At 47.0% G+C, this 25272-nt stretch carries 22 protein-coding genes; 16 read left to right on the top strand and 6 right to left on the bottom strand.

The window, feature by feature from the left end; genetic code table 11:
- Nucleotides 1-300: 300 nt before the first annotated feature.
- Nucleotides 301-1149, top strand: a complete 849-nt coding sequence (locus PAV_RS01020) for an EcsC family protein (RefSeq protein WP_005542856.1) — start codon at nt 301-303, stop codon at nt 1147-1149.
- A 155-nt stretch (nt 1150-1304) separates the two neighbouring features.
- Here the strand turns inward: PAV_RS01020 and PAV_RS01015 are convergent, their stop codons facing one another.
- Nucleotides 1305-2561, bottom strand: coding sequence for a DUF438 domain-containing protein (locus PAV_RS01015; RefSeq protein ID WP_005542854.1), 1257 nt, complete (start codon nt 2559-2561; stop codon nt 1305-1307).
- Between the two features lie 163 nt (nt 2562-2724).
- Here PAV_RS01015 and PAV_RS01010 point away from each other — a divergent pair, with 163 nt between their 5' ends.
- The 7 genes from PAV_RS01010 to PAV_RS00980 all read left to right on the top strand — a co-directional run bounded on the left by PAV_RS01010 (nt 2725) and on the right by PAV_RS00980 (nt 11754).
- The gene (locus PAV_RS01010) at nt 2725-3429 is read left to right on the top strand and encodes a class I SAM-dependent methyltransferase (protein WP_005542852.1); all 705 of its coding nucleotides are present in this window, start codon (nt 2725-2727) and stop codon (nt 3427-3429) included.
- 487 nt (nt 3430-3916) lie between these two features.
- Nucleotides 3917-5662 carry an ABC transporter ATP-binding protein gene (locus PAV_RS01005; RefSeq protein ID WP_005542851.1) on the top strand — a complete coding sequence of 582 codons (1746 nt, stop codon included), beginning with the start codon at nt 3917-3919 and terminating at the stop codon, nt 5660-5662.
- Nucleotides 5655-7505 (top strand): ABC transporter ATP-binding protein, encoded by a 1851-nt coding sequence (locus PAV_RS01000; protein ID WP_005542850.1) that lies wholly within the window; start codon nt 5655-5657, stop codon nt 7503-7505. Before PAV_RS01005 ends, PAV_RS01000 begins: the two co-directional genes overlap by 8 nt.
- Before the next feature lie 296 nt (nt 7506-7801).
- Nucleotides 7802-9271: a catalase gene (locus PAV_RS00995; protein WP_005542848.1), complete on the top strand. Its 1470-nt coding sequence runs from the start codon at nt 7802-7804 to the stop codon at nt 9269-9271.
- 48 nt (nt 9272-9319) lie between these two features.
- The gene (locus PAV_RS00990; RefSeq protein WP_005542846.1) at nt 9320-9592 is read left to right on the top strand and encodes a transcriptional repressor; all 273 of its coding nucleotides are present in this window, start codon (nt 9320-9322) and stop codon (nt 9590-9592) included.
- Between the two features lie 169 nt (nt 9593-9761).
- Nucleotides 9762-10439 (top strand): serine/threonine protein kinase, encoded by a 678-nt coding sequence (locus PAV_RS00985; protein ID WP_005542844.1) that lies wholly within the window; start codon nt 9762-9764, stop codon nt 10437-10439.
- Nucleotides 10440-10566: 127 nt separating this feature from the next.
- A complete protein-coding gene (locus PAV_RS00980) occupies nt 10567-11754 on the top strand; it encodes a trans-sulfuration enzyme family protein (RefSeq protein WP_005542842.1) in 1188 nt (395 codons plus the stop codon).
- A 79-nt stretch (nt 11755-11833) separates the two neighbouring features.
- On the opposite strand, the gene PAV_RS00975 is transcribed toward PAV_RS00980, so the two are convergent.
- Nucleotides 11834-12271, bottom strand: coding sequence for a hypothetical protein (locus PAV_RS00975; protein WP_005542840.1), 438 nt, complete (start codon nt 12269-12271; stop codon nt 11834-11836).
- 376 nt (nt 12272-12647) lie between these two features.
- On the opposite strand from PAV_RS00975, the gene PAV_RS00970 reads away from it, so the two are divergent.
- From PAV_RS00970 to wsfD, 5 genes are all read left to right on the top strand, one after another.
- Nucleotides 12648-13838: an anhydro-N-acetylmuramic acid kinase gene (locus tag PAV_RS00970; protein ID WP_005542838.1), complete on the top strand. Its 1191-nt coding sequence runs from the start codon at nt 12648-12650 to the stop codon at nt 13836-13838.
- A 118-nt stretch (nt 13839-13956) separates the two neighbouring features.
- Complete coding sequence (locus tag PAV_RS00965; RefSeq protein ID WP_005542836.1) at nt 13957-15057, top strand: serine hydrolase domain-containing protein; 1101 nt, start codon at nt 13957-13959, stop codon at nt 15055-15057.
- 223 nt (nt 15058-15280) lie between these two features.
- A complete protein-coding gene (locus PAV_RS00960; protein ID WP_005542834.1) occupies nt 15281-16303 on the top strand; it encodes a glycosyltransferase family 2 protein in 1023 nt (340 codons plus the stop codon).
- Entirely contained in the window at nt 16300-16818 is a 519-nt protein-coding gene (locus PAV_RS00955) for a GtrA family protein (RefSeq protein ID WP_005542833.1), read from the top strand. The genes PAV_RS00960 and PAV_RS00955 overlap by 4 nt, the downstream gene beginning before the upstream one ends.
- Before the next feature lie 62 nt (nt 16819-16880).
- Nucleotides 16881-18299: a glycan biosynthesis hexose transferase WsfD gene (wsfD, locus tag PAV_RS00950; RefSeq protein WP_005542832.1), complete on the top strand. Its 1419-nt coding sequence runs from the start codon at nt 16881-16883 to the stop codon at nt 18297-18299.
- A 96-nt stretch (nt 18300-18395) separates the two neighbouring features.
- Here wsfD and PAV_RS00945 read toward each other — a convergent pair whose 3' ends face one another.
- From PAV_RS00945 to PAV_RS00930, 4 genes are all read right to left on the bottom strand, one after another.
- The gene (locus tag PAV_RS00945; RefSeq protein ID WP_040734834.1) at nt 18396-18821 is read right to left on the bottom strand and encodes a MarR family winged helix-turn-helix transcriptional regulator; all 426 of its coding nucleotides are present in this window, start codon (nt 18819-18821) and stop codon (nt 18396-18398) included.
- 148 nt (nt 18822-18969) lie between these two features.
- Nucleotides 18970-19938 carry a nucleotide disphospho-sugar-binding domain-containing protein gene (locus PAV_RS00940; protein ID WP_005542829.1) on the bottom strand — a complete coding sequence of 323 codons (969 nt, stop codon included), beginning with the start codon at nt 19936-19938 and terminating at the stop codon, nt 18970-18972.
- 171 nt (nt 19939-20109) lie between these two features.
- Nucleotides 20110-21528: an MFS transporter gene (locus PAV_RS00935; protein ID WP_040735097.1), complete on the bottom strand. Its 1419-nt coding sequence runs from the start codon at nt 21526-21528 to the stop codon at nt 20110-20112.
- 208 nt (nt 21529-21736) lie between these two features.
- Entirely contained in the window at nt 21737-22381 is a 645-nt protein-coding gene (locus PAV_RS00930) for a hypothetical protein (RefSeq protein WP_005542827.1), read from the bottom strand.
- 238 nt (nt 22382-22619) lie between these two features.
- Between PAV_RS00930 and PAV_RS00925 the strand changes: the two genes are divergently transcribed.
- From PAV_RS00925 to PAV_RS00915, 3 genes are all read left to right on the top strand, one after another.
- Nucleotides 22620-23192, top strand: coding sequence for a hypothetical protein (locus PAV_RS00925; RefSeq protein ID WP_040734831.1), 573 nt, complete (start codon nt 22620-22622; stop codon nt 23190-23192).
- A gap of 129 nt (nt 23193-23321) precedes the next feature.
- On the top strand, nt 23322-23777 hold the full coding sequence (locus PAV_RS00920) for a MarR family winged helix-turn-helix transcriptional regulator (protein WP_157266531.1): 456 nt from the start codon (nt 23322-23324) through the stop codon (nt 23775-23777).
- A gap of 100 nt (nt 23778-23877) precedes the next feature.
- Nucleotides 23878-25254 (top strand): L-cystine transporter, encoded by a 1377-nt coding sequence (locus PAV_RS00915; protein WP_238555751.1) that lies wholly within the window; start codon nt 23878-23880, stop codon nt 25252-25254.
- The last annotated feature ends 18 nt before the right edge of the window (nt 25255-25272 follow it).

Here is a 25272-nt window from a genome sequence, read left to right as displayed (position 1 = left end):
CATCAATGAAGATAGATAAAAGATTAAGTTGCAGGAACATAAATATATGAAAATATAAAAATTTATTTAATTACCACCAAGTATAGAGGAAGATTGGACAAAACGACAAGAAAATTGCTGACCCTTCGGTATGAATCTCTTCCAACTTTTCGCTGGCATCTATATCCCTGCTGTGTTTCCGATTGTATTGGCGAACTGCAGAGCATTTGGGAGAAAAGGAGACGCAACCTACATGAAGTCATTCCGTATGGTATAGAAATAATTGTTTATTCTAATGCGGGGACGGAGAGATAAAGAACGATGGGAGAATCGAGACTTGAACTTGAACAGATGCTGCAAGCGATTGAAGTATGGGAACGCGAGCAGAAGGATTTATCCATTTTTGAAAAAGTAGGACGGCTGCCGTTCACGCTGCTGGATCGCTTTACTCCCAAAGGGATACAAAACAAAATGGCTGAATTGCTGGATGAGCTGGGGGGCTATCTCCATACAGGCGGAAGCTATTTAGTCCAGAAAAAAAGCATATTGCAGAAGCTCTGCAACAAGTGGAAAGAAGAAGAGCCTGACTCGTTCGCGGCCTTCACTGCACAGGGGAGTCCTCTGGATTTGTCAGGTGTGAGGCAGATGCCGCTGGCCCTGAGCAATGCTGTTGCGGATTCGGTAAAGGAATCCAATAAAACAGTAGCATTTGCGCAAGGAGCGACGACCGGATTTGGCGGCATATTTACGTTGGCGGTTGATATCCCCGCGGTTCTAGGGATTGCTTTGAAAGTGCTTCAGGAGACGGCGATATGCTACGGCTTTGATCCGGATGATCCAAGAGAGAGGCTCTTTATTGTAAAGTGCATGCAGCTTACGATGTCGGACATTGTAGGCAAGCAGGCAGTGCTGCAGGACATTGGCGACTATGACAACCCGAATAGGCTTCGTGACTCCCTGTCTGAAGTACAGGGCTGGCGGGAAACGATGGTGTCCTTTACTGATAATTTTGGCTGGAAGAAGCTGTTCCAATCCGTGCCGGTCATCGGAATGGTGTTCGGTTCGTTCATGAACCGCTCCATGATTCATGACATGGCGGAGACGGCGCAGATGCTGTATCGCAAGCGGGCGGTACTGGAACGCATGAAGGTGCCGGATGCAAGTTGCTAAGCGTTAGTTGCAGACAGTGCTTATTGCTTCAAGCCGCTCCCTTGAATGAAAAGGAAAGCGGCTTGCAAGCAGCAGTTGGGCTGATTGTGCGGCCTACGGTACATTTCGCGTAAGAAAGACGGTACCGGTGAGCCAGTGTTGGAGAACAGAGTTATCTAGGACATGATGCGCTTTTGTCCCTCTAATGCTCGTATCTCGCTTACATTTTGCGTAAATTCCAATGTCCCCATATATTGCCCCGATTCATCCCGAACCGCGAAATAGCGTATATATACAAACTTATCCTTGAATGGTATCCAAAAATCTTCGACATCTTTCTTGCCTGCCTTAAAGTCCGCCAACAGCTCATTCACGACATGGACGCTCTGTGGCGGATGGCAGTTCTGAACCGTCCGTCCGATTACGGCTTTCGTGCGCGCGAAGATTCGATCCTTGCCATGAGAGAAGAACCGAACCACGTCATCTTGATCGATGAAGGTAAGATCGACGGGAAGATGGTTCATGATCATTTCCAGTTGCTTGACGGACAAGATTCCAGTCTCAAAGCGAACGTAACCGTCAAGTGATTCCTCATCAGTCGAATCATTCTGTTCGGGGAAGTCTTTAATGTGATGGCGCGCTGGGCTCCACGTTCCAGCAGGCTCTACCAAGCAATAGCCGATCGTTTCGCTCTCATGCGCGATTTTGAACCATTCGTCTTCCGTTAAGGCGTTCAATGCCATCGGGAACAAAATATTCTCTTCCTTCGATATCATGGCAGTCACTTCATGTATGACGATCTGAAGCAGATTCAGGATTTTCTGCTGATTAGGTGTGTGCTCCATTAATTGACGCTTCGCCTCTTTAATGGAAGCCCGAATCTGATCATTAACGCCCCACATTACCTTTGTTGGACCGAAAATTCCATATTTCTCAAGATAAGGGAATAGCAGATTTTCTTTACGGCTGTAATGTTTATCGACGTCTAACAACAAGTTCAGGTCATTTAAGAGCTTGTATCGATTCTGCTCTGTATCATTTTTGGCATATTGTTCGCTATGAAGTTTCATTTTGAAATTGACGAGCTGATCGATCGCTTTATTTTCCAGCTTGAACGTATGAACGGGATGTCCTGGTTGATCTTCGGCGCGATCCGAACGATGGATATCCTCAATCGATCCTTCGAAGACGGAAGCGTGCACAGAGCAAAGACGCTGCACCTCTTGAACAGGAATGCCATCCTCCCTCATCAAGGCTTCTTCCAACTGCGATATTTCTTGTACGGTAACATTGCCGATCGCTTGCTTGAATCGTTCGCGCACAGCATCTTCTGATTGTCCGTTATGAAGATCCTTTATGATTTGTTTAAGAAGCTGTTGACGTTCTGTATGATGTAAGGTACGGTTCTCGCGATTATTAATAAGTTCACTCATTTTAAGCTCTCCTTTGCAATTGAGATTCATTATCAATGCATGGTTATGATAGCAAAGAAAGACTCTGGATGATTTGATTGAGATCACATTTTGCATCAAGTTTTTACGATATAGTTAAATCCGATTATATGCTAATAAAGGCTTAACAGAGGAGATCTTTCACATGACGTTCTATCGCGCTTTAACTCCGTATTATGATGTTCTCTTTCCGGCAAATGAAAAGCAGCTGCGATATATTTCATCCTATTATGCAGAAGGAAGCTCCCTGCTTGATATGGGAGCGGGCACAGGCAATATTGCTTACGCGCTTGCGGAAGCGGGCTACAACGTTACTGCGGCCGAACCTGAGGTGGCGATGTGTGCTCGCATCCGAGCGAAAGCGAAGCAATGCGGGCGGCTTACGGCCATCTCAACCTCTATGCTGGAGTTGGAGCAGCTCACCGATCACTATGATGGCATATACTGTGTGGGCAATACGCTTGCACACCTTCAGGACAGGAAGGAGATTCATCAATTTCTGCAGCAGTCGTACGGGAGTTTGCGGGCACACGGAACACTGCTCATTCAAGTTGTGAACTATGATAACGTACTTGCCGGAAGCAATTTTACGTTCCCGGTCATTCGCAATGAGCATGTTGCTTTTGAAAGAAGCTACGAGCTTGTTGATGATAAGGTGCTGTTTACGACGACGTTGACGGCTAATGGTCAGTCGGTGAGCAGCTCCATCCCCTTGATCCCGGTTACGTACAATCAGCTAGTGCAGATGCTTGAACAATGCGGATTTGATCATATCGAAGCTTACAGTAATTTTGAAAAGGCGCCTTATGCATCAGATGCCTCGGCATTGATTTTAGCTGCCCATAATTAGCTTGTAGCTTGTTTCCGAACAATTTCATAAGTCGCACGTAGATGACGTTATTTGCAGTTTCAAGCCGCTGCCTCAGATCGAGGCAAGCGGCTTTTCTGTTTCCCTGTGCAATAACGTTGTCCGCATTATCTCTAACGCAATACTTTTGCCGACTTCATTTCTTCTATACCTACTCATGAACCGTACGGCCTATTTGGATGGGGTGAACACCTTATATTTAAGAAGGAAGGGATGAATATTTTGTAAAGTAAAGTATGGCTGCTTGTATGTCTGTATGTAAAAATATGGTTTGTGTGTGGTGGACATTTCCATTACTATTTATGTACAGATATACACAGTGCGATAAAGAAAATGCAGTGACAAAATAACTTTCAAAAAATGCAATGAACACGCTGCACCCGCATGCGGCTGATAACGAGTCAGCCGATGCTGTATGGTGAAGCAGCGGCTATAACAAAAGAATAAGAGACAGGATGTGGTGCTATCCATGAAGGGAAAGACGCTGCTGCTTAGTCATGTCCGGGCTCATCTGCCGCTGTATGTGATAGCTGTGGGCTGCATGGCATTATCCAATATCATTTATTCTCTATTCCCGACCTTGCTAGGGCGGTTCACAGATGATTTGCAGATGAAGGGGCTGACGAAGGAAGCGGTGATTCATTACAGCTTATGGCTGCTGGGAGTGGCAATAGGCTACGGTCTCTTGTTCGGTATCGGACAATACGTGAATCACCGCCTTGGACGCGAGTTCGAATTCAATACGAGGCAGAAGCTGTTCGTCCAATTCACCAAGCTGAGCGAGCACTATTATTCGAATCATGGTGTAGGCAAGCTGTTAAGCTACTTCATGAATGACGTGACCTCAGTCCGAGAAACGATCGCCAACGGTGTGAACCAGACAACGAATGCTACGATCCTGCTCTTGTCTGTCATCATCATGATGGGCATAAGCGGTATTCCGTTGTACTTGGTATTCGTATGTGTGCTTCCACTGCTAACGATACCGCTGATCGTCATCTATTTCGGGCCGCGCATTCGAACTCGCTCGCGAGCGGTGCAGGAATCACTGGCGGCAATGACCGAATCTGCAGAAGAGCAATTCGGAGGCATGAAGGTGACGAAGACGTTCGCAGTGGAGCATGTGGCAGAGGAACGCTTTGGAGCTACAGTCGATGAAATTCGTGACAATCAATTGGGGCTTGTTCGTATGACTTCTTTGTTTCAGGCGCTCATTCCGTTCGCAGGCGCACTTTCGCTCGTTATTGCGATCACGTACGGAGGCATTCTGTCCATTCAGGGACAGTTGTCTCTTGGCGGCTTCGTTACATTGACCCTATATTTGCGCATGATTATGACGCCCCTCCAGCAAATCGGCAACGTAATTAATGTGATGCTGCGCTCCAGAGCCTCGCTTGACCGCTTGAACCGACTGCTAACTGAAGAACCGGACATCCGCGAACTGGATGATGCGATGCCTATTTCGGCAGAGAAAGCGGCAATTGAAATCAAACATTTATCATTTACTTATCCTGAGGGTACCGGCGCATCCTTATCTGACGTGAGTATTCATGTTCCGACCGGGAAGACGCTGGGGATTGTCGGCAAGACGGGAAGCGGCAAGTCGACACTGGTGAAGCTTCTGCTACGCGTGTACGATCCACCGGAAGGGACGATATGGATTGGGGGCAAGGACATTTGCCAAGGAACGCTGGAGAGCTTACGGACGCAAATTGCCTATGTACCGCAGGATGGATTCCTGTTCAGTACCACGATTCGCGATAATATTGCTTTCTACGACCGGAATGCAGCAGACGAAGCCGTTGAGGATGCAGCAAAGCATGCGGATGTATGGGACAATATTATGGGATTCCCGGATCAATTCCGTACGAAGCTTGGTGAACGCGGTCTTACCTTGTCCGGGGGCCAGCGCCAGCGCACAAGCCTAGCGCGGGGGATTATTAAGAATGCCCCCATTCTCATATTGGACGATAGTGTAAGTGCAGTCGATGTTGTGACAGAGACGACGATATTGAACAACTTGCGAGCAGTAAGGAAGGGCAAGACCAATATCATTATTGCGCATCGCATTAGTGCTGTTCGTCACGCCGATGAAATAGTTGTGCTTGAAAATGGATGCATTGCGGAACGCGGAACGCACGAAGAGCTTGTCCGGACAGGCGGCTACTATGCCTCGCTCTATATGATTCAAGAGGAGGGGATGAGAAATGCCTGAGCCGACAATGAATGAGAACAGTAGGAATAACCCTCGGATCCAGCCTAAGAATTCCGGCCCACGCCTTGCAGATAGATCTCCAGACGATCGCAGGCAATCGTTTCGCGCCATGCTTGCGTATGCAAAGCCGTACCGCCTTACGTTTCTCGCGATTTTTTTATGTACCTTTTTCGCAATTGGTGCGGATCTGCTGCAGCCTTACCTTGTAAAGATAGCAATTGACGATCATGTACTAGCTGGCAAGCATGGAGTGGAGACGCTGTTTATGCTTGGCGGCGGTTATTTGCTGCTGGCGCTGCTCAGCTTATTGTTTACGTACATCCAGGCCAATCTGCTGCAGAAGGTAGGGCAAGGGATTGTCGGACAGCTTCGGAAAGACTTGTTCGAGCATATTACGAAGCAATCAATGTCGTTCTTCGATCGCCATTCGATGGGCAGTCTTGTGACGAACGTGTCGAGCGACACCGAAACGATTAATCGGTTCTTTACCCAGGTGTTACTAAGTGCAGTAAGGGATGGATTGTCGCTTATATTGGTTGTGGCCTTTATGTTCTCGCTTGACGCGAAGCTTGCGTTGTACAGCTTAATTTTATTTCCGATTATTTTTGCGATTGCGGTCGCCTTTCGCAAGGCCTTGCGATCTGCCTATCAACGCGCGCGCGGAGAACTATCCAGACTCATAGGTTTCTTGGCGGAGAATCTGTCAGGCATGAGTCTGATTCAGACATTTCATCAGGAACAGGAGCAGACGGAACGCTTTACTGAGCAGAATCGAAAGTATTTGCGTGAAAACCTGCGCGAGGTGCGAACAAGCATCATGTTCAACCGCTCCTTCGATATATTGGGCAACGTATCCATTGCATTCATCGTGTGGCTTGGCGGTTATGCGGTATTGGATACTTCTTTGGCATTCGGTGTTTTATATGCTTTTATCAACTACATTCGGCAATTTTTCCAGCCGATCAACCATATTACTCAGCAGTGGAATACGCTTCAGTCGACGAGCGTATCTATGGATCGCTTATGGCGCATTTTCCGCGTGCAGCCGGAAGTGACCGATCCAAAACCGGAAGATACCCATAAAGTGGCAGCCTCTGATGTCCAAGGGAAGATTGACTTCAACCATATTCGCTTCGCCTATGTCGATGACCGAGACGTGCTGCACGATCTGGATCTGCATATTAGACCAGGCGAATTTATAGGCATCGTGGGTACTACAGGGGCAGGCAAGAGTTCACTTGTGAACCTTCTAGCCCGATTTTATGATGTCAAGCGGGGAAGCGTGGAAATTGACGGGGTCGATATCCGCAAGCTGCCGCAACATACGCTGCATCAAATTGTAGGACTTGTACAGCAGGATCCGTTTCTCTATTCCGGCTCAATCCTCGATAATGTCCGATTATTTCAAAATACGATAACTCGTGAAGAAGTGGTCTGGGCATGCAAGGCTGTCGGCGCGCACGGTCTTATCAAACGCTTGAAGAAGGGTTATGATACAAGGCTGTCAGAACGCGGAAGTGGTTTGTCGGCAGGGGAGAGACAGCTTATCTCCTTCGCGCGCATTCTTGTGTTTCAGCCTCGCATTCTTATTTTGGATGAGGCGACGGCGCACCTGGATTCTCATACAGAGCAGCTTATTCAACAAGCACTGCAAGTTGTATCCGAGGGACGGACAACGCTCGTTATTGCTCATCGCTTATCTACAATTCAGCATGCGGATCGTATTATCGTGATGCGGCATGGCCGCGTGACAGAGCAGGGGACACATGAATCGCTGTTAGCACAGGACGGATACTATGCCGAACTGATTCATCATTCTCGTTCCAATCAACGAAGAGCCTAACACCATCTGCATATATCACTCAATACCAGAAGCTCCTTATCTCCTGTAATCTGATAGTTGATTTGCGCAGGGAATAAGGGGCTTTTCCTCTCTACATTTCTGAGCCCTATAATTCGAATTCCCTATGATGGGTTGACTCATAATGGATACAGGATTGGTCTGATGTTTTAACTAAAAATAAATATTAAATTATAATTATTATTGATAATAACTCCGCAGTGTGCTAAATTAATAACACGCTTAATAATAATAATTATCATGTAAAAGATAAAATAAATACTGTGGAGGCGATAGTATTGAGCAAGCCGACGAGACTGACAACGAACCAAGGCGCCCCCGTAGCCAATAATCAAAATTCGAAAACAGCAGGGCAAAACGGTCCAGTGCTGCTGGAGGACTACCATCTGATTGAAAAGCTGGCGCATTTCGATAGAGAACGTATTCCTGAACGAGTCGTACATGCGCGCGGTGCAGGCGCATTTGGTATGTTTCGTCCTTATCAAAGTATGGCTAAATATACGAAGGCAGCCTTTTTGCAGGATCCTTCTGTGGAAACGAAGGTATTCGTACGCTTCTCCACAGTTATTCACGGAGGAACGTCTCCTGAGACGCTTCGCGACCCGCGAGGATTTGCCGTAAAGTTCTATACGACAGAAGGCAATTATGACCTGGTAGGCAACAACCTCCCTATATTCTTTATCCGCGATGCGTTTAAGTTCCCGGATATGGTGCACGCTTTGAAGCCAGCGCCGCACACCAATATCCAAACTCCAGATCATTATTGGGATTTCATGTCGCTGTCACCTGAATCAACGAACATGTTGACATGGCTGTTCTCCGATTTGGGTATCCCAGCGAATTATCGTGAAATGGACGGATTCAGCGTGCACGCCTTCAAATGGGTGAACGCCGATGGCAAATTTATCTATGTAAAATATACATGGAAGTCGCTTCAAGGCGTGCGCAGCTTGACTGCAGAAGAGGCCGAGCAAATTCAAGCGAAGGACTTCAACCATGCTACCCGTGATTTGTATGAATCGATTGAGGCAGGCGAATTTCCTGAGTGGGATTTACATGTACAAATGATCGATCCAGCACAAAGCGATGATTTTGATTTCGATCCGCTTGATCCTACGAAGGTATGGCCAGAAGAACTTGTGCCGATGATAAAGATAGGTCGAATGACCTTGAATGAGAATCCGGCGAACTTCTTCGCCAGCGTTGAGCAGTCTGCATTTTCTCCTAGTGTATTGGTGCCGGGCATCGAGCCATCCGAAGATAAGCTGCTGCAAGGACGCTTGTTCTCTTATCCGGATACACAGCGCTATCGTCTGGGCGCGAACTACTTGCAAATTCCGGTGAACTGTCCATTTGCTCAGGTTCGCAATCACCAGCGCGACGGTGCAATGAATGTGAATCAGGATCCGTCGCCGATTAACTATGAACCGAACAGCCATCCAGGTGCATATGTTGAAGCTGGGGCACAATACGCAGAAAGTGAAATGCTGCTTGACGGTACGACGATGAGACGGACGATTAGCAAGACAAATGATTTCGGGCAAGCAGGCGATAAGTACCGCAGCCTGACGCCAGAGGAGCAAACACGATTGATTGCGAATTTGGTCAGTGATCTAAAGCAGGTGAGACCGGAGGTTCAAATGCGCGCATTGTGCAACTTCTTCCGGGCAGACGCAGGCTATGGTGCTCGGGTTGCAGCAGGTTTAGGAATTGATGTAAGTGCACATATGCAGCATATGAACCAATAACAAGCATTTCACATTACAAAAACAACGATAAGAAGGGAAGGGACCCATATGAATCGCCATTCGATGAACTCATTCGTACAACCTGACAATAAGCGAGAATCCGTACATTTGACACAGCAGAGAGAAGCGGTCTTATCGTTCGTGAACCAAGCGGAATCCCCCGCTACCGCGATTGAAATTTATATCGGGATGCGTGCCAATACAAGACGTATTTCGCTCTCTACGGTGTATTGCAGCTTAAAATATTTTGTGAAGAACGGTATCGTGCGCGAATTGAATGAAGACCATACTTCGAAACGCTATGAATGTATTGCGAAGTAAATAAAATGATGAATGATAAGAGCACTTCTCCGAGAGGGAGAGGTGTTCTTTTTTATAAATGAGCAGGCGATGATTGCAGCTGATATGGGATGATTATGGTATATTAAGGGAGTAGTGAACGCTACGAATCGGTTATACATGTTGTAACGAGGGTTAGGAGAAATGTCTATTGAAGCCGAATCCAGAACAGCTTCAATCGCTGTGTGAGCAGATTGAACTTGTCCTGCTGCCTGAAGCAGATATTCGGAGCTTGAATGGAGATAATCCCGTTCAAGTGTCCAACATCCCGGCCGGCTGGGATGTGATTGGTGCAGGAAATTATGCTGTCGTATTTAGCCACAAGCAATATGCCAATCTAGCCGTAAAAGTATATGCGACAGGTCGAAAAGGGCTGGAGGACGAAGCTGAAGTATATCGGCGGCTTGGCAAGCACCCTGCCTATTCTGAATGCTACTGCGTGGGAAGAGGCTATTTGGTAATGAAACGTCTTCCTGGGGTGACGCTGTATCATTGCTTTCGGCAAGGAATTTCAATACCGCAGTCTGTATTAGACGATATTGATGAGGCGCTGATGTATGCATCCATGAGGGGGTTGACACCAAGGGACATTCATGGGAAAAATGTCATGTACGATGGCAGCAGAGGCTATGTTGTGGACGTGTCTGACTTTCTTATCCCGCAGCCGGATCGAATGTGGAAAGATTTCAAGCGTGCCTACAAGCTACTGTATAAGCCGCTTGGTCTGAAGTGGGGAGTTCCAGTTCCAGAGTGGCTGCTAGAGCTGCTGCGCAAAGGCTATCAGATCTATCGCAGACGAGCGGCTGTATCTACAAATCCAAGGGATTAAAGGCGGAAATGAGAGCATGAGATAAACCTCAACGATTATACACCGGCATAGGATAGATGGAGGTTGCAGGCCACAGTTCGTGTATGATAAATGAAGTGATTACTGCTGTGAAAGGAACGATAGGATTATGTCAACCGAGAAACAAAGCCCGGCTTCAGACAAGAAGTGGGACAAGCAAACATTAGTCGTGCATGATTGCCACGACGAACGGCATTTTGGCGCAGTTACGATGCCCATGTATCAGAATAGTTTGTTTACATTTTCTTGTCATAAGGAATTCTATGAGGCGTTGGATTCCCCACTTGAGCACCATCTGTATTCGCGAGGCAACAATCCTAGCGTGAATGAATTGGAGCGGCGGTTGGCTATGCTGGAAGGCGGAGAGGCCGCTCGCTGCTTTGCTTCTGGAATGGCGGCTATTTCCGCAGCAATCATGTCGGCCGTTAAGAGCGGCGATCACGTCATATGTGTGGAGCATGTATACGGGCCAACTCGTGAGATGCTTGGGAATTACCTGCATCGCTTCGGGATCGAGACGACATTCGTAGATGGGCAATCAATAGAGTGTATAGAAGCTGCGGTTCGGCCAAATACATCGCTGTTGTACCTGGAAAGCCCGACAAGCATGACGATCAGATTGCAGGATCTGCGCGCCTGCGCTGAACTGGCCAAGCGGATTGGAGCCACAACGATTATTGATAATACATGGGCAACTCCGATATTTCAAAATCCGCTTGCTTTGGGTATCGACCTGGTTGTCCACTCCTTAACCAAATATGTAGGTGGACACAGCGACATTATGGCAGGAGCGATTATCGGCTCACAAGAGCGACTAAAAGAAATCGGCCGCCAAGAATTCCTATTGTATGGGGGAATTATGACGCCGCAAACGGCATGTATGGCCATGCGCGGGCTGCGGACACTTCCGCTGCGTATGGAACGACTGCAGCAGAATGGTCTGGCCATTGCTGCTTATTTGGACGAGCATCCATATATTACTCGAGTCAATCATCCGGGACTTGCTTCTTATCCGCAGCATGAACTGGCAAAGCAGCAAATGAGCGGGTATGGCAGCTTGTTCTCATTCGAAACGGATCTGCCGCTTGAGCAGGTGCTGGATTGGGCGGATCGACTGCAAATGTTCCGTATCGGCGTAAGCTGGGGTGGTTATGAAAGCCTAGTACAGGTCGTTCGTCCCCAAGCGGGTTCAAAGAACGAAAGTCTTGTGCTTGTACGGCTGTATGCTGGGCTTGAGGATCCTAATTTGCTCATTGAGGATATGCATCGTTCCTTCGAGCAGTTGGGGCTGTCGTAGAACCATCATATTTGGCTTGAATGGCAAAGGGCTGCACAAATCAAATTTGTGCAGCCCTTTTGGTTTGGATTACAGCTCATTATTTTTCAATACATAGCGAGATTTTGAAATCGCTTTCTTCATCTTCAATATAGGCCGCAATTTTACGAAGCAAGGCAGCAGTCTGTGATCCTGAAGCAGTTAATTCATATTTGAATTTCATCTCGTCCTGGGATAGAACGATTTGTTGAGATGACTGTGGAAAGCTGCCCATTTCATCTCGAAGTGCATAACTTGAGCCTGCATGCATCATGTCACTGGATGGACGCGGCACAACTGGATTAAAGACACTCTTTTTCCCGCACAGGTCCTCATAGATTTGCAGTTTTTTCAACCAATTGTAATACATCGAAGAGCTTTTGAACCCGAAGCCCTCTGCCATCTCATGAATACGATTTGTAAGACGAAGCTTCTTAATGGTTTCAATTTGTTCGTCTCTCTCAAGGGACTCAATGTCCTGAAGAGAAGGGAAGTTCATACAATCAGCTCCTTAGTGGAATGAAATCTCTGGATTGATTTGGATAGATTATAATCTGTCAGATAAAGAAATACAATGTGTCAATTTTGTTACGAGGGCCAGTTCGCGTAATTTGAAAATGAAAGGAAGTAAAAGTCGTGCTGCCATCATTCTTTAAAATAAGCTTCCATTTTCCTTTTAAGCTATCAAATAGAAAATAATAATTATTTAATTATATCATAAATTGAAATAATATTTCAGAAGGGTATAATAAAAAATAGAATGTGAGAAGGACATACTGTCGTAAGAAAGATACCTGCATCCTTGCTGTATTTGAATGCGTTTACATGAAAGGCATGAAAGATAGATATCACAAAGGTTCTAAGGAGGAAACATATTGCGCACACGATCATTAGCTGTGAAATCGGAGCATATTATCATCGGCCTAATGTCAGGTACATCGCTAGATGGAGTAGATGCGGCAATCGTTCATATTGAGGGAGCTGGCCTATCGTCTAAGGCGAATATGCTTGCTTTCCATTGCAAGGAATATGACGATGAACTTCGAGAGCGGCTGAAGAAACTGTGTACAAGAGGAGGAACGAGCACAGAAGGAATATGCATCATGAATGCATATATGGGAGAAGTGTTCGCATTGGCGGCACAGGAGGCGGCAAGCAGTGCTGGAGTTGCTATGGAGGATATCGATTTTATCAGCTCCCATGGCCAGACGATATGGCACCAGCCTGTGGTGGATTTGGCAGATCGCTGTGCAGTTCCTTCTACTTTGCAAATTGGGGATATATCGGTCATTGCCAAGCATACGGGAATTCCCGTCATCGGAGATTATCGACCGGCGGATATGGCGATTGGCGGACAAGGAGCACCATTAACTCCTTACGCGGACTATTTATTGCTGCGGGATTCGAAGGTGGGCAGAATTGCACAGAACATTGGCGGCATAGGCAATTGTACGATTCTTCCGGCTGGTGGAGATCGGGACTCGGTGTCTGCTTTTGATACAGGCCCAGGCAATATGTTAATAGATCAAGCGATTTATCAATTGTCCGGCGGTGCTCTGACCTATGATCGCAATGGAGAATGGGCATCACGCGGCCAATTGAACCATGAACTGCTGGATGAACTGTTTACTCATCCTTACTATGATCAACCTCCTATGAAAACGACTGGACGTGAAATGTTCGGCGAGGACTATGCTCTGGAATGGCTGGAAAAAGGGAGAGCGCGTGGGCTAGAAGCAGAGGACATTGTAGCTACGTTCACCGCTTTGACAGTACGCACGATCGCAGATGCATATCGACAGTTCGTATTCCCTCATCATTCCGTCCGCGATGTCATTGTAAGCGGAGGGGGAGCGCGAAATGCTACGCTGATGCGGTGGCTGGCAGAGGAGCTGCCAGAGCAGATGGTTGTGGCATCCGATGAAATGGGCTTGCCTGGAGATGCGAAAGAAGCAATCGCATTTGCTTTGTTAGCAAATGATTTTATACATGGGCTGCCGAATAATTTGCCTCGTGTTACGGGAGCCGCACGGCCGACGGTTATGGGCAAGCTGGCCATGCCGTAAAATGCAATCATGATGGCTGTCAACTCAAATGGAAGCGGAGGCTTATTTCTAGATACATGCTTTTCGTTTGCACTCTATGATCTTTGATTCATCACTGTAATGTGGAGGGAATTGGACGATGTTGGAGAAGCATGTCGAGATGGACAGTATACGATTGCATAACGCGTTCGCTCTTATTGATAATGCGATTACGAACGAACTTATTCCTGGAGCAGTAGTGCATATTCGGTGTGGTGGCCGTTCGTTCGAGTATGCCAGTGGAAATGCAATTGTGACAGATACCGATATGCTCCCCGTTACGATCGATACTTTATACGATTGCGCATCCTTGACGAAGGTCGTAGCTACGCTTCCGCTAACACTGATGTTGGTAGAATCTGGGGATCTTAGGTTGGATGATCTTGTAGCTTCACATATCCCTGAATTCCATGACTATGGAAAGGAAATGATTACAATTCGCCATTTGCTTGCGCACACGTCAGGACTCCCTGCACATCGAGACTTGTATTCACAGGGGTGGTCACAAGATAAAATCGCGCAAGCACTTAATCGAATGAAATTGGAGTATCGACCGGGTGAAGGGTGTCAATACAGCTGTCTCGGTTATATTGTCCTTGGGCGAATCATTGAGCATGTATGCGGCCAGTCGCTCGCTCATGCAGTGGAACAAATGCTGTTAAAGCCGCTCGGCATGACAGATAGCTGCTATAATCCGCCGCAAGAGAAGCGGTTGCGGATTGCAGCAACCGAATATGATGCGAGGCTGGGGGCGTATTGCTGGGGACGGGTTCACGATGAGAACGCGGCTGCATTAGGCGGAATCGCGGGAAATGCGGGGTTGTTCACCACAGCGCGTGACCTTGCACGCTATGCGAGTCTCTGGCTAAGAAGAGCGGAGCATAGATACGGGGCACAATTGCTGTCAGACAGCATCATGCAAGATGCACTTGGCTGTCAGACAACTGCCATTCCGGGTGCGAAGCGGGGGCTTGGCTGGGTGCTGCGCGGCGATATTGCTGATTTTGCAGGGAAGGGCTGGTCGTTACGCGGCTTTGGTCATACGGGTTTCACAGGTACAAGTATATGGATTGATCCCGAATGGGATACAAGCATTGTCTTGTTGACAAACCGTGTACACTTTGGCCGAGAGAAGAGTGTAGTAGAGCTTCGCCAACAATTTCACGAAGCGGTTTTTGAAGCAATAGACAGAAAAAGCTGATTTTACAGCTTTATATTGAGGTATAGTGACTTCTTTTTCATGATTTCCATCCATTTACGCTTGTTATTCGCCATGAGTGAACAGCAGGCGTTTTTGTCTTTCGGTATAATAGATGAGCCGAATTGTTATTTTTGGTTATGCATATTTGCATGTAATAGGATATAATGGAAATCATCTGTGTTGTGGAAACATGTCGCATTTTCATTATTAAAGGAGCATTTTGATGACATTACCAATTCTTTATATGGTCATTCCTTGCTATAACGAGGAGGAGGCCTTGCCGATTACGACACCGGTGCTGGTAGAGCTGCTTGAAGGACTTGAACGGGACAAGCTGGTATCCGCCGACAGTCGAATTGTGCTTGTTGATGACGGAAGCCGCGACGGCACGTGGCAGCAGATCGAGAAGGCTCGCGCCGCTCATCCTGCCATCTGCGGATTGAAGCTTGCTCGCAATGCAGGTCATCAAAAGGCGCTGCTTGCTGGGTTGATGTATGCGAAGGAGCATGCAGACTGCATCGTGTCGCTTGATGCTGATCTTCAAGATGATACAGGGGCGATTCGAGAGTTTGTTCTCAAGTTCCATGAAGGCTATGAAGTGGTGTATGGCGTTCGCAACAGCCGAGCGACAGACACCTGGTTCAAGCGCTGGAGTGCTGAATCTTTCTATAAGCTGATGCGTAAGATGGGGATTCCTTTGGTCTATAACCATGCGGACTATCGATTGATGAGCCGACGTGCGGTTGAGCATTTAGGTGAATTCCAGGAAGTGAACTTGTTCTTGCGGGGGATAGTTCCCTTGATTGGATTTCGTTCCACCACGGTGTCCTATGACCGCATGGAGCGCGTTGCCGGCGAATCCAAATACCCGCTTCGCAAGATGCTGTCATTTGCCTGGGATGGCATTACGTCGTTCAGCATTAAGCCGATGCGGCTAGTTACGACACTCGGTTTCATCAGCTTAGGAGCGAGTATTGCTGCAGGAGGATACACACTTGTGTCGAAACTGACGGGTCATACCGTATCTGGCTGGGCTTCGTTGATGTTCTCGGTCTGGTTCATCGGCAGCATTCAATTGCTGGCGTTGGGCGTTATCGGTGAATATATTGGGAAGATATATAATGAAGTAAAACGCAGACCGCCATATATTGTGGAGACTGTATTGTCGGACAAAAACGTGTCGAAAGACGAAGTCAAGCCGTCTTGGCCAGGCGCCAAATCAGATGCACAGGGGTGGTCCCATTGAGCCAGAAGCAAGCAGGCTGGCTTGGACTGTTCAGCCGTTACGCCATTGTAGGCGTGATCAATACGTGCATCGGTTTGGGATTAATCTACGCATTGATGCATCTAGCAGGATGGGCTCACTTCGAAGCGACATTTGTCGGGAATACCATTGGGGTGCTGTGCAGTTACATCCTGAATCGGCGCTTTACGTTTCAGTATGAGGGGGCGCAGTTGCGCAGCTTCATACGCTTCCTTGTGATTTCCCTTTTGTGCTATGCAGCAGCATACGTGCTGCTCCATCCTGCATTTTCAGCGTTGGTTACGTCATTATTTGGTTCATTGCCGCTGTCATGGCAGCAATCGCTGATTGTGCTAGGTGAAGCGGGAGCATATACAGTGACTTCGTTCGTTCTTCATCGTCTAATTACCTTCGCTGCATCATCATCTGTATCAGACAATACTGCCCGTTCGAGGCAAGCGAATGATGAACACCTCAGAGAAGACTATGACAATTACCGTAGAGCAGAACGCCAATAATGGGATGATGCACTTCCTCTTTGGGGAAGTGCCGTTTTTCTTATGAGGAGAGTGATTTTTGCATGAGACGAAAAGATTGGGTAGCTTGGGGATCCGTATTCATTGGAGCTATCATTTTAATCAGCATCCTGTTTACATCGCCATATATCGGAGTCGCGGATAACGGGGACTTTGACCGGATTGTACGCAGTGGGGGAATATCGCCTCTGCCCGATACATTTACTTATGATGACAAATATTTCGGATATAGCCATTCCAAATATGAGTATGGTCCATTTGCGATCAATTATGCCTCCTCGCAAGTGCTGTTTGTCTTCATTGCAGGTCTGCTTGGGAGAGTGCTGAATTCATCTTATTTCCCGATGCAGGCAATGGGCATCGTATATTCGTTGCTGCTGCTAAGTACATTATTCGTCATTATTCGTTACGCATGCGCTGGCAAGCGGTGGCTGCAGATAACTGCAGCACTGTGTGTACTGCTCGTCTTTTTCGATATTGGCTATGTTGCCTATTTTCATTCTTTTTTCGGAGAATCAGTCTCACTCCTGTTTTTACTGCTATCCACAGCAATTTCCGTCATTCTAGCAAGGCAGCAGCAACCTTCGATTACCTGGCTCGTACTGTTGTTTGTTTGTGCGTTTATACTGGCGGCTTCCAAAATTCAGAATGCACCGGTAGGATTGGTATTCGCTTTGTACGGGCTTCGATTGTATAGAAAGCGGTCAGACCGATCTTGGAAACGGGTAATTGCCGGTGGGGTCGCCTTCATGATCGCGACGACGGGGCTCATCTATGTTTTCGCACCGAAGGAATTGAAGCAGATTAATTTGTACCAGACGATATTTTTCGGCATTTTAAAAGATTCTCCTCACGTCTCAGAGGACTTGGATGCGCTGGGCATCCCTCAGAAATATGCCGTACTTGCTGGAACAAATTATTTTCAGACCGATGTGCCGATTAAGCAGGATGCGCCTGAACTGACGGAGCATGTATACTCTAGGCTTGGACATATGGACATTGTCGGTTACTATTTGCGCCATCCTAGTCGAATCATCGACAAGCTTGAGGCTGCATCTGCACAGGCAACATTCATTCGTCCTTATTACTTAGGGAGCTATGAGAAGGAACTGGGTCAGCCTCGCGGTGCAATAGCGTACACCTACAGCACTTGGAGTGAGGGCAAAAAGAATTTGATTCCTAAGAACTTCATCTTCTTCTTTATCTTCTTTTTACTTTACTTTGGCGTTATATTAAAGGAATATATCCGCAATAAATATAAGCGGCATGTACTTGATGTTACGATCATTGTAGCGTTGGTTGCTATCATTTCTGTCGCGGTGCCGCTAGTCGGCGATGGAGAAGCGGATTTGGGCAAGCATTTGTTTTTGTTCAATGTGAGCTTTGATATTATGATCGTATTCACGGTCATTTGGCTAGTATTTCAGGTACGCCGCATATTTGATCGTTCACCGGAATTGTAACAGATGGCAGAACAGGTGGGATGGTTGTACCTGTGTCCGTCGTCTGTTTTGGAAGATTCATGACAAAGAGGCCGCCACATAGGGACGGCCTCTTTCTTATAAATCCTTCACATTGTCGTGCATGACGGCTAAGATTCTGCGGAATGTTTCTACTTCTTCCTCCGTCAATCCTTCGATTGTTTTCCGATAAGCCTCGATTGATGGGGCTAGTATTTCCTCTTTGATCTCTCGGCCTTTGACGGTTAAGAATACACGAAGTGATCGTCGATCCGATTCATGCGTTACCCGATAAATGAAGCCCTTCTTTTCTAGCTTGAACAGCATGCGGGCTACATTCGTCTGGTCTTTATGAAGTCGCTCTGCAAGTTCCTTCTGTGTAATTCCTTCCTGCTCCCACAACACCACTAGGATTTCCCATTGGTCTACGGTGATGTCGAAAGGGTTTACGACCTTCTGATAATAATTATTAAGCTTCAGATCCGCCCGATGAACAATGACTCCGATATACTTTTCTAATTCCAAATGTGGACCCCCAGGTTCATTCACATCGTTATTATATTGCTCAAAGCGCTTGCTTTGAACAACCCCTATAGTTGTTATGACCATTATAGGTAAGGACAAATAACGTGTCAATGAAGCTGGTTGGTGGTCGGCTGCAATGCAAATCGGGTTACTTCTGTGTCGACAGGGGCTGTGAAGCCGTTTTGCCGACAACCTTCATAACCATCTCGGCGGCACGTTCATACCCTCCTGCTTCGCGCAGAGATTTGCCGATGGAGCGGGCATTCTCCTTGTAGATAGGGTGATTTAATACTTCCAATAGCGCATTTCGCAGCACTTCCGGCGTAAGACTTTGATGATCGACGATAACACCAGCGCCTCGCTTCTGAACTTGCTGAGCGACCATAGGCTGATCGGATGTTAATGGAATCATAACGAGCGGAACATTGTAATATAGGGCTTTAAAAGTTGGTGCATCCATGCGAGGTACGATGGATGAGCCAGTGAACACATAGCTGTCATCCAGTTGCTCTGCGTCCGGCTGCAAATCACGGCTGAGATGCACGACCTTTAGCTCCCCATAAGCCTTAAAGATATCTGAAATTTCAGGGACAGACAATTGATAACGGTCAGCTAATTGCTTGGCGATTTCCATCGAGGAATCATAAATCGCCTGCATCTCTTGCTCCTCCTGCGCGGTCATTTTTTGTTCCGAGCCAAGTGGTTTCGTGAATACGAATGAAGTGATGGAGCATACTGCTGGAATGCCAAGCCGTTCGGCAATCATTTGCCCGCCCCAGCCCAATAAATAATCGTAAATCAAATAGTCATATGTGTCCTGCTCAGTCAGTGCAAGAACCTCTGGGATGATCGGCTTGATCATGCCGCGCAGGATGAACTGGATAAATTGATAAGGATGTTTGTAAATAATAGGCTTCAATACAGGATCCTCGGCAAAGGATCCCATGTCATACGTATAAGTCAACACTTTCGCACCTGTTGCCTCAATCCGCTCGCGGTATTCTTCCGTACATACATAAGTGACTTCCTCGCCTTGTTTCACAAGCTGCTGCACCAAGCCTAATGATGGGTTAACATGCCCCTCAGCAGGGGTAATAACAACTAATGCTCGTGCCAAATCGTCCACCTCCGATAATGAATATGAATAAGATTGTTTCCTCATGTCATTTCTCTATTGCGTACAGGTTGGAAAAGGTCAGCATAGCACAGGAGTAGCAAGTTTTGGGCACAGAGCCGACCTTTCGGTTTTATTTCAAATGAGGTTCCGATAAAATCCAAATAACAAGCCTTAAGGCGTGATTGATGACTGAGCGATGCGGACTGACTTCTTCGCAATGCGGACTGACTTCTTCGCAATGCGGGAAGAGGCAATCAGACTCAATAAGACAAAGCAAATCTGCAAAGATAATGCAATCATGACACCTGCGTAAATTCCCCAGTGAAAACTTTCGCTTAAGGCTACAATTGCCCCACAAATGCCAATGTTTACGGCTATGCTGAATGAATCAACGAATTGGAGCGTGGCCGACACTTCGCCTTCCTTGCCTTCTTCTGCCTGCTGCAGGGCTATGGCACCGATCGTTGGAGTAGCCAGCCCAACACCGAAACCGGTAATGATTTGCGACAACAGTGTCATCGCGATGTTGCTGCCTGGTAACAGCATGGATGTAATGACGAGCCCAATTCCCACGATCATAATACATAAACCGAGCGTGATTCTCCTTTTTCGGCCAGTGCCTTGGTCGCGCCTGTCCAGTCTTGCTTGCAGCCATGCAGCGGTTGACCAGCTCAATGCTCCTGCCGCTACGAGTAGCCCTGCATTCTCTTCAGATATGCCTTTTACCTTTGTCAGTCCGAGAACCACATAGCTTTCAGTCGCGAAATAACAGGAAATATACAGGGCTCTTGATACGATAATTGCAGGTAAGCCGCGTTCTACAGTAAACGTTCCATGCGGGAGCAACTTTTGGAGCGGTAATACCATGACGACTAATCCAATTACAGTAAGTGCAATGCCCAACCAATCGTCGATTCGGCCTAATCCTGTCAGTAGAAGCCCTGTTCCGACAGCGAGCAATACGGCATACGCTTCCTTGTGTCTATCTTGTGCACGAGAGCTACCTGACTTCGTTATGCTCCGGAAGGAAGGCAGCGTCATGATAAGTGCGATCGCAATAAAGGGGAGCACAAGCCAAAACACGAATCGCCACGATACATAAACGGCAATTAGGCCTGCAATGTAGGGTCCAATTAGTGCGGGAAGCACATAGGCGGCAGAAAAGGCAGCCAATATGGCGGTGCGCAATGAGTCAGGATAACGGACAGTTACAATGTAGTACACACAAGTGACAAGCGCACCGGCGCCGAACCCTTGCAGGGCCCTTCCTGCTATAAGCATATACATATGAAAGGAAAGTGCGGCAATAACGATGCCAGCTACAAAGATAGAGAACGAAATTAGTATGGATGCAATTAAACCATGTTTGTCAATTTGTTGTCCTACAACCATTGAGCCGATAATTTGAAACAATAAAAATGTGCTGAATATCCAACCGTATAAATGGATGCCTTCCAGGCTTTGTGCAAGTGCGGGAGCAATTGTCGTAATGGCGAGGCCTTCGAAGGCGACGGTTGTTAAAATAAGTATGATGCCAATCGTTAATGCACGGTACGGGACTTGAAAGATTCCAGTGTTAGTGGGGGGGATACCAACACACCTCCTTTCAAAAAAAGATTGCTTTGACGATATTGGTCGTAGCAACTATTTAGTGATAAGAGAGGCATAACCGACGTGTATGGATCCTATACAATGGTTATGCCTCTTCGTTATCAATATTAGTTGCTATGACTATTATATGCACGGCAATTATTTATGTCAATACCTGTAAATCAATCCTTTTCACTTGAAAAGGGTATTACCATTTCATCCACATATTGCCCTTCCAGGTCGGAATGTTGGCCCATCGCTGTCCTTTTTTATCATATTTAACTGCATGTACAGTGACCGTCTGAGGTTTTAATTCGCCTGCCTTTTTGCCGTTAAGGGATTGGTATATTGCTGTCGCTTTGGTCAGCTTCACAAGCTGGCTTTGCTCTGGATTCCTTACCCATGTTTTTCCTTTATAACTATTAATCTGATACCAAATCAATCCGGAATTATCGATTTGCTCATTGATGATTGGGGCGATTTGTGCGCTAAGATTGCCGACTTGTTTGCCGTTTGGACTGTTATATATCGGTGTATTGGAGCTTAGTGTAAGCTTGTTGTAAGCATTCGGATCCTTCATCCACACTGTGCCTATCCATGTAAATACCCGGTACCAGGTAATATTGTTTTCATCCTTCGATGCTGCCTCCACATAAATCACTTGGGGGCCTAGGAGTCCTACTTTTTTGCCGCCAACTGAATCATAGAGCGTAGTGTTTTGTTCCAGGTCTACGAATACAGTTTCTTTCGTCACGGCACCAGTTGTATTCGCTGCTTGCTCAGCAAATGCGCCTGTTGCAGCAACCGTACTGAACGCCAAAGACAAAGCCATCACTGCCACTAATTTCTTCATTATTGAATTCTCCTCTCTCATGGTTATACAATGGTATGGTTTACTACTAAGATAAACATTCCAATTGCTGGGCTTGCTGAATAAGTCAGCATGGTATAGCCTTTTCTTAGGTGTATAATTTCGTGATGAGGTCATGAAGGTCGAATTATAGGAGTGATATGAGGAATGTTCCCTGCCTTGTTCAGTATGTAACCCGTTTACATGGTAGTGAAACAATAATTTGGAAAGGATGATGAGGGTGAAGACATTGTGGAAGTGGCTGCGCCGTGGATTGTTAACGGTCATCATATTGTTTATTTTGCTTGCTGGAGCGGCGTATTTTTACATTCAGCCTTCTACTGCGATAGGCTGGCCTCCTCAAGTTGAAGTGTCCTTGGCTGATCGTTTGGAGCAAATGGTACACAATCGTTCACTTACGATACAAATTAGCGAGGAAGAAATTAATGGATGGGGCTCTCAGCATATGCAGGAAACTGAGCCTTATCGTTCGTTGAAGGAAAAGTGGAACATTACTGGGATGAAGACAAGGCTTGCAAATCGAGAAATGGAAGCGACCATTCAAATGGAGCCCATCTCCCATGTGCAGGCTGAAGTAAAGATTAAATATGAATTGGAATGGAGCGACAGCGGTCAATCCATTCGTGCAGTGCCCGTTGATGCCCGCGTGAAGAACATTTCACTTCCGCTCTCGTGGTTCTCGCTAAAACCGATGGAATTCTCGTTATCATCACAGCTCCCTGAATGGGTCAAGGTCAAGGAAGTGAAATTCCTAGAAGATGGGTGGAAGCTTCGCTTCGGATTGAAGCTGTAACTTTGCTCCGTACGTTTTTCGTACGCAGTAATGAGTTTACGGGTCTTGCTGGACAGGAGTATATAAGTGACGTACGCGTCAAGGACTTGTACCTTGAAGAATACGGATGATAGAAGAGGATGTGACGGTTTGCCTAATCGTGAACAGCTGCTCCAACTTCAGATGAACTTCCGCTCAATGCTGCGTGGGATGCGCACGCAATGGGAGCGGCATTTGGAGCTGCAGAATTTGAATGTAAATATGACTCAATTTGCCGTACTGGACTTACTATTCCGGAATGGCTCGATGAAAGTAACCGATGTTGCAAAGGAGCTTCGTTTGACACCTGGCGCAGTAACGGGCATTACCGATAAACTTACTCAAATGGATTATGTTGCACGCAATCGCGATAAACTTGACCGCCGCATCAATTATTTGGAGCTTACGGAAGCAGGGCGGCAGAAGGTCAAGGCAGTGGAAATACAGCGTGAGTTTGTATTCGCCCGCTACTTTGAAGGGATACCGGATGAAGATTTACTGCATTTTCTGCACATTTGCCAGCAAGTGAACCTCAATCTGGATGAAATCTCAGAAGTTGGGGAGTAATAAAAGCATCACATGATGCTGGATGGAATCATGGACATCAGAATGTCCGCGCCTCCTGCGACCAAGGAGTGAAATGGCCGTGAGTAACGGTTGGTGGTTGATGGTTCATGCTGTTGTAATAATCGGACTTCTTTACTTGCTTTATAGGATGCAGAAGAAACATGTATCCTTTACAAAGCGGGTATTTGCCGGACTCGGTATAGGCATTGTGTATGGAGCGCTACTTCAGCAGCTATACGGGGTTGAGCATGACACCGTGCACGTGCTCAATGATTGGATCTACATTGTGGGTGGCGGCTATGTGAGTCTGCTGCATATGGTCGTCATTCCACTTATTATCGTATCGATCATATCCGCGATTTTGCATGTGACGACGAAGACCGGTGTAGGCAAGATGAGTGTAGTGATTATTAGCATTCTCATTGCGACAACTGCTGTGGCAGCTGCTGTGGGCATCGGATCTGCGCTGGCTTTTGACTTGTCGGCCGTGAACATGGAGGCAGGGCAGCAAGAGACCGAACGCGGACGGGATTTGAATGAGAAGGTCGGTGAAGTGCGCGACATGACCATTCCGCAGCAGGTACTGGAATTTATACCAACGAATCCCTTCCTTGATATGACGGAGGCAAGAAGAACGTCTACGATTGCAGTTGTCATTTTCTCCGCTTTTGTCGGTATTGCGGCCTTAGGTGTTGCGAGGAAAAAGCCAGAGCATGGGCGCATGTTCACCTCCATTATTGATGCGCTTCATGCCGTCGTCATGCGGATGGTGACTTTGGTATTGAGATTGACGCCCTATGGGGTGCTGGCACTTATGATCCGCGTCGTGTCTACGACAGCACCAGCGGAGATATGGAAGCTAGGTCGGTTCGTGATAGCCTCCTATGTCGCGCTCATTGTCATGTTCCTGATTCATCTTATGCTGCTTGGATTGTCGGGCATCTCGCCTGCCCGTTATTTGAAGATGGCAACGCCTGCGTTAGTTTTCGCATTTACATCGCGCACAAGCGCTGGTTCGATCCCGATCAATGTGGACACGCAGCGGGATAAGCTGGGGGTACCGGAGAGCTTTGCAAATTTTAGCGCCTCGTTTGGCGCTTCAATGGGCCAGAATGGATGTGCCGGCATTTACCCCGCCATGCTTGCCGTTATGATTGCACCTACCGTAGGGATTAACCCGTTAAGCGCGGGATTCATTCTTCAGCTCATTGCTGTTGTTGCAATCAGTTCCTTTGGTGTAGCTGGCGTTGGCGGAGGTGCTACATTTGCAGCGCTTATTGTGTTGTCCTCGATGAACCTGCCCGTCGGTCTGGCGGGACTGCTCATTTCTGTAGAGCCGCTCATTGATATGGGGCGCACGGCATTAAATGTGAATGGTTCAATGCTCGCAGGGGTGTTGTCTTCGCGCTGGCTTGGACAGTGGGATAAAGAATCTTTCATGCGCGGAAATAAACATCCAACCGAGGATGGGTCTTAGAAAATGCCATACTCAAAT

The organism is Paenibacillus alvei DSM 29, from assembly GCF_000293805.1.
Lineage (GTDB): Bacteria > Bacillota > Bacilli > Paenibacillales > Paenibacillaceae > Paenibacillus_B > Paenibacillus_B alvei.
Note: the sequence above shows the minus strand (reverse complement) of the source record. Positions and strands in the feature narration are given on the sequence as shown.

What these genes read in the sequence shown, in the direction of transcription:
- PAV_RS01020 (WP_005542856.1), top strand. Translation starts at nt 301, where the DNA reads ATGGGAGAATCGAGACTTGAACTTGAACAGATGCTGCAAGCGATTGAA.
- PAV_RS01015 (WP_005542854.1), bottom strand. Translation starts at nt 2,561, where the DNA reads ATGAGTGAACTTATTAATAATCGCGAGAACCGTACCTTACATCATACA.
- PAV_RS01010 (WP_005542852.1), top strand. Translation starts at nt 2,725, where the DNA reads ATGACGTTCTATCGCGCTTTAACTCCGTATTATGATGTTCTCTTTCCG.
- PAV_RS01005 (WP_005542851.1), top strand. Translation starts at nt 3,917, where the DNA reads ATGAAGGGAAAGACGCTGCTGCTTAGTCATGTCCGGGCTCATCTGCCG.
- PAV_RS01000 (WP_005542850.1), top strand. Translation starts at nt 5,655, where the DNA reads ATGCCTGAGCCGACAATGAATGAGAACAGTAGGAATAACCCTCGGATC.
- PAV_RS00990 (WP_005542846.1), top strand. Translation starts at nt 9,320, where the DNA reads ATGAATCGCCATTCGATGAACTCATTCGTACAACCTGACAATAAGCGA.
- PAV_RS00980 (WP_005542842.1), top strand. Translation starts at nt 10,567, where the DNA reads ATGTCAACCGAGAAACAAAGCCCGGCTTCAGACAAGAAGTGGGACAAG.
- PAV_RS00975 (WP_005542840.1), bottom strand. Translation starts at nt 12,271, where the DNA reads ATGAACTTCCCTTCTCTTCAGGACATTGAGTCCCTTGAGAGAGACGAA.
- PAV_RS00965 (WP_005542836.1), top strand. Translation starts at nt 13,957, where the DNA reads ATGTTGGAGAAGCATGTCGAGATGGACAGTATACGATTGCATAACGCG.
- PAV_RS00960 (WP_005542834.1), top strand. Translation starts at nt 15,281, where the DNA reads ATGACATTACCAATTCTTTATATGGTCATTCCTTGCTATAACGAGGAG.
- wsfD (WP_005542832.1), top strand. Translation starts at nt 16,881, where the DNA reads ATGAGACGAAAAGATTGGGTAGCTTGGGGATCCGTATTCATTGGAGCT.
- PAV_RS00930 (WP_005542827.1), bottom strand. Translation starts at nt 22,381, where the DNA reads ATGAAGAAATTAGTGGCAGTGATGGCTTTGTCTTTGGCGTTCAGTACG.
- PAV_RS00915 (WP_238555751.1), top strand. Translation starts at nt 23,878, where the DNA reads ATGGTTCATGCTGTTGTAATAATCGGACTTCTTTACTTGCTTTATAGG.